This is a genomic window from Chitinivibrionales bacterium (assembly GCA_014728215.1).
Lineage (GTDB): Bacteria > Fibrobacterota > Chitinivibrionia > Chitinivibrionales > WJKA01 > WJKA01.
The window spans coordinates 1-5,147 of sequence record WJLZ01000132.1; the positions used below are offsets into that span (position 1 = coordinate 1).

At 49.2% G+C, this 5,147-nt stretch carries 3 protein-coding genes; all 3 read right to left on the bottom strand.

All coding sequences use genetic code 11. The annotated features are described in order from the left end of the window. Window positions 1–731 precede the first annotated feature (731 nt). Complete coding sequence (locus GF401_10720) at window positions 732–1,115, bottom strand: PIN domain-containing protein (GenBank protein ID MBD3345524.1); 384 nt, start codon at window positions 1,113–1,115, stop codon at window positions 732–734. Next, window positions 1,112–1,369 (bottom strand): hypothetical protein, encoded by a 258-nt coding sequence (locus GF401_10725; protein ID MBD3345525.1) that lies wholly within the window; start codon window positions 1,367–1,369, stop codon window positions 1,112–1,114. The genes GF401_10720 and GF401_10725 overlap by 4 nt, the downstream gene beginning before the upstream one ends. Window positions 1,370–1,675: 306 nt before the next feature. Then, window positions 1,676–5,147 (bottom strand): hypothetical protein (locus GF401_10730; GenBank protein ID MBD3345526.1); only part of this gene is annotated, 3,472 nt, incomplete at its 5' end.

The following is a 5,147-nucleotide window of genomic DNA, read 5'->3' on the forward strand; positions in this document are numbered from 1 at the left end:
CGGAGAAACCACCGACAACGATTATACCGACAACAATGTCACATTTATCAACCAACGCAACCTCGATGTACGTCTGGTGCTTAACATTTTAGACCGGTTTTTCGGGAAGAGTATCGAGGGATAGTAAGAACGAGCGCACGAGGTCACGAGCGCACGTGTGGGGTAACGACGCGACGAGGGAAGAACGAGCGCGTAAGGCAAACAAAAATCGTCATCGTCCCGCTGTGCTGAGTTTATCGAAGCATCGTCCTCGTGCTCGATCTTGATTCTCGATTCTTGAAAAAGGAAAATCGATCAGGAAAAATGAAATTTGGCAGTCTGTGCGGTGGGGCATTGGGAAAATTCCGAGAGAAAAATTCGAGGAGGAAGGAGAGACGAGACGACAGCTCCTCGAGACAGGTCTTTGTCTCATATCTCTCTTTAACTTCTCCCCTTCCCTGTGGACCCAGCAGGCAACGACATGATCGGTATTGGTGTTTTGGGGATATTCACCACCCAGCACAACCAGATTACAGGGCACCCATTCCACCGACCAGTCTTCGGGATGGATGTGCCGTTCAAAATTCCATGATTCTGCGAAATCGGTCGAACGATAGAGCGCTCCCTGTCCGCCGGGACTTCCCATCAATTCAAGAAAAGGCAAAAAGGTACTAACTAAGATAAGGTTTGGGGACTAAAAATTCACGGGTAAGACAGGAGCTTATATGATTCCCACAGCAATGCGGAACGTTTCACCATGCTTTTTTCACGATAATATCCGGCATTGGATAGTGTTTTTTGTTGAGCGTATAAATGACACCACCAGTTTCTTTTGCTGTTGATGCAAGCAAAGTATCATTGATATCGACTCCATGACTGGGGCGCCATTTTCTATACATTGAGCCGGCTATATCGACAATTTTTTGATCAACCGGTGTTGTTTGAAACTGAGAAAGGAAAAGATCGGTTTGGTCAACCTCATGAGGCCTCATAAAAAAAACAACTTCAGCTCTCTGAAGTGCACCGATCCAGAGCTGGTACTCTTGTGATTTCTGTATTTTTCTTAAAAAAGCGGCGGCTTTTTGTTCGCCTCGCAGGTGCCATATCAATATGTCTGAATCAATGTATGCTCTCATCGTTGATGCCGCTTCATTGATTCATTAAAGGCAGCTTTTGCTTTTTCCATCGTTTTATCAATTTTTTCATCTCTTTTCCATGCACCGCATGTTTCATCGAACACATCAGTATGTTTATCCTCTTCAAAATGCTTTCCAAGAAGAGTTACTGCTTTTTCTATTATTTTTTTTTTCGATGTATGCATCTTTGAGGAAAGGTTGTTTATTTTTCGATAAACCGCATCATCAATACGAGCTGAAAAAATTCTATCCATTTTAAATTTCCTTTCTTACATAAATATACTTACGTAAGCAAAAAAAGTCAATCTGTTTTCAATTAAAGACCAGGTGCTTTTATCGCTTAAAAATCGAACCGGTTAAGCGTGCCGGCCACACAACAAAGGACGAACAGGCGTGATAAAATCCTAAATGTTAAATATCAAAACACAAGATTCAGGATATAGGATTTTTCGCTCTCAAATCCTTGTCACTCTCGTTGTCTCATATCTCTTACTCTTCCTCTTCGTACATCTTAATCATTCTTATTATCTTTCATCTATTCTTCTCCTCCCCCATCACCTTTACTTCACTTTCACCATAACCCGCGCTTTCCGGAATTTCCCTGCGGTAATCTGATAGATATAGGGTCCCGACCCGACCCGCCGGCCCATGTCGTCGCAGCCGTCCCAGACAACCCGGTACCAACCGGGCTTCTGCTTCCTGTACAGAAGGTTCCGCACAAGACGGCCCTGCATGTTGTAAACGTTTATCCGTACCAGGGGCTTATGATCGATCGGAATAGCATACCGGATCGTGGTGACAACCTTGAAGGGGTTGGGGAAATTGCGCCACAAATTGAATCGTGTCGGCAGCACAAGCCGCGGCATGCCCTCGGCATACTGCTCGTATTCGTCTTCGGTACTGTTGAAATCCACCGCTACCAGTTTGTACTGGTACATAATATCGTTCTGCACGCCGAAATCGATCCTCCGGTACTGCTGGGCGCCGTGCGACGTCCCCCCTTTTACGCCGGGGACAAGCTTGTTGAATACCGGTCTCCAAATCGTATCTGCAAAGCTGATTGTCTGCTTTTTGTAGAGCACCCCGGCGTTGCAGAGCTGCGAATCGGGCCCCGGAGATTCTTTCAGCGCCTTTGCGAGGCTGTCTAAAAACTCCGGCTTGATTCTCCGGAATACTTTAAAGCCCAGGTTCTCGTGTTCGCTCTGGGTTTCCCACAGGAGCGTGTCGCACCTGTTGCCCGGTGCGACAATGAAATGGCTCATCGTGACCGCCAGAGTGGGATCGATCGCCATGAACAGATAGAATGAATCGGTCAGCACCGTGTCGAGCTGCATGTAGAGGATACTGTTGGTCCGGTCGTGATGGAGCGTGTAGCCGTATCCCTCGATAAGCCGGGTCGTGTCCCGTGGCGTCGATGCTCCGATATTCTCATAGAGAAACACATACTGCGGTTTGGTCATGGCGGCATAGTTGGTGATCTTGAACACGGGATTGTACCGGGGCGTGGTCTTGCCGTCGATACGGAAATGCGCACTGTTGTTGGATGCCTGCACGGCCCACCAGCCGCGGGCTTCATTGAACCCGTCACTGTCCCAGTCATCGGTTTCGGTAACCGCCGACCCCACGGCCCAGGAGGCGGAAAAATCAAGAGCGCTGCCGGCGGCAATAATATCATTCACCGCGGCATCAATACTGTCGGCGCTCCGGTAATCTTTGCGGATATCGTAGACAAGATGCAGATAAAACGGCGTACTGTCCGGCGCAAACATGCCGCCGCTGTTGGCTTTGGCCAGGGAAAGCTTGTACTGCCCACTTGACGTTTGCACGTTGCCGTCTACCAGTGAAGAGCTTGTGATGGTCCGTTCATCGGTTTTGAGTCCCAGCCATCCGACTCCCATGCCCCGCTGAGTGCGTGCGCTGATCGTTCCGCCGTGATAGAAACCGCCGATCCGCTTGTCGGCGTCCTGGTAAATCGTCAGGTCATCCGCTCCCCCGCCGTCATCCTGGGAGATTGACGGCAGCAGGGAATCGAGCGTGTCGGTGCAGTAGGTGATTGTCAGTTTTTCGAATATACGGCCGGTGGGATAGGCGGTGTATTCACGGACGTATTTAAGGGTGTCGTAGACTGTTTTCTGGGCAGGGGCAAAGGCCGCGACGACATGCTCATAAAGATGGAGTTCATTTGCTGGAAAGCTTTGCCAACCCATTGTTTTGCCTGAGCCTGCCGATGCTATTTCCTTTGTGCTCATGCCCACGCCGCTACGGTAATTTTTCAACTCAACTTCATTGGATTGCCCTGCAGATGGAGTACCATTATTAAACTCGCCTGTACTTTTCTTATTTGTATGCCCATCAACCAGCCAGGCGCCGTTGGTAGAGGTGGTGATGGAAGTACTGAAACTCGTAGGTGGAGAGCCTGTAAAACCCTGTGTTTTATTGCTTGCTTCAGGGGCTTGTTGAGCGACATTATACAAACTTATTGCTGCACACGCTGTTCTATCGTTGGAACCGCTAAATGTCACTGATACGGTGTTGCTTCCTGAAGACGGTAAATCTGATTCATCACCATACCAGAGACTGACTTCAATGTCCCAGAACCATCCATGTGTACTTGCAGCATCGATCTTTGTAAGACTGTTTCCATTATAAGTTACGCTGCTTGCCTGGTTATTGGTTGAGCCCTCGGAATTCACCGCAGCGGCAGCAGCCACAATAAGCATACGGTTGCTGTTGCTCCCAATTGTATGACTCCAGGAACAGGTGGATGAACTGGTTGATGATCCGCTCGAACTGGCATCAAACCCGATCGTCTCATACCCGCTGACATGACTATTGACAACCGCCACCGTATCGGTCGCAAATTTCACATACACCGATGTGCTCTCCACCTGACTCACCGCAATATCGGATGTCCCGATCACTCCCCCGCCGTAACTCGAATCGGTCACGTTTCCCGCGTCATTATACCGCCACCGGAAATAATTCATCACGCTGTTGGCGTCGATCAGATTGGTCCCGCTGCTCCGCCAGTCATCACCCGGATCGCTATACGAGCTGAACCATCCCCCGATCCCGCCGCAGGCGTCGCCGTTGCTGCTGCTCCGCTCCAGATCATAGAGCAGCACATATTCGTTGCTGTCGGTGGTGCTGAATGTATTTGCCGCAACATTCTTGACAATAACGGTATCGTCGGCGCCGGCGGTTGCAAAGGACCATGCATTTGTCTCCGATGCATCGGCGGTGGAATACCCGTGCTGGTAATCATCATCGATATATATTTTCTCCGAGTTACTCGACAGCACCGTATCAAACGCAATAGTCAATTCATGTTTGTCGCTGTTGACCGACAAGCGGTAATCATCGTTCTTTGTTAATAGCGTGGAGCCGAGATACACATAGGGAGTAGTTGAATTGGAAAACCAGTTGGCGATTTTAAAAACAGGATAATGACGGTTGTATGTGCCGCCGTCGATATAGAAGTGCATTGTTTTGTTGTTGTCGGCCCGGAGTTGCATGAGGCCGTCGGCGGAACGGTAGCCGTTCTGCGTGATCATCTTGATTGTCTTGCCGGAAAGCCGCTGCTGGTAGATTCGCATATCGTCAAATACGCCGGGCTCGCCGTTTGCCAGAAGCAGATCGATTGCGCTCGAGGGCGGATTGACAACAAACCCGGAATAGGACAGCATGGTATCGACCCGTCCGTTATAATAGAGCCGTATCTCATTGTCGCTCTTGCGGTAGGTTGCCGCAAGATGATACCAGTTACCGCTGGTCATCTGTAAATTTCCCATCAATGCGGTATCGTTCATCTGCAGGTGCATCCTGCCGTTATTCTCAAGATGAAAATTATACCCGTTGTCGGGTGTTGCCGATGGTTCCAGGCGATAGGCAATGCCACCCTCGGTTTCATAATCATCGGGCTTGAGCCAGGTCATGATCGTGAATTCATTGGTGCAGTCGAACGAATTGTCTGTCGCAACGGTAATTCTGCTTGATGCTTCTAAATCGAGTCCATAGTTTCCCTGATTACCG

Coding starts and splice junctions, on each gene's coding strand:
- GF401_10725 (MBD3345525.1), bottom strand. CDS start 1,369: ATGGATAGAATTTTTTCAGCTCGTATTGATGATGCGGTTTATCGAAAA.
- GF401_10720 (MBD3345524.1), bottom strand. CDS start 1,115: ATGAGAGCATACATTGATTCAGACATATTGATATGGCACCTGCGAGGC.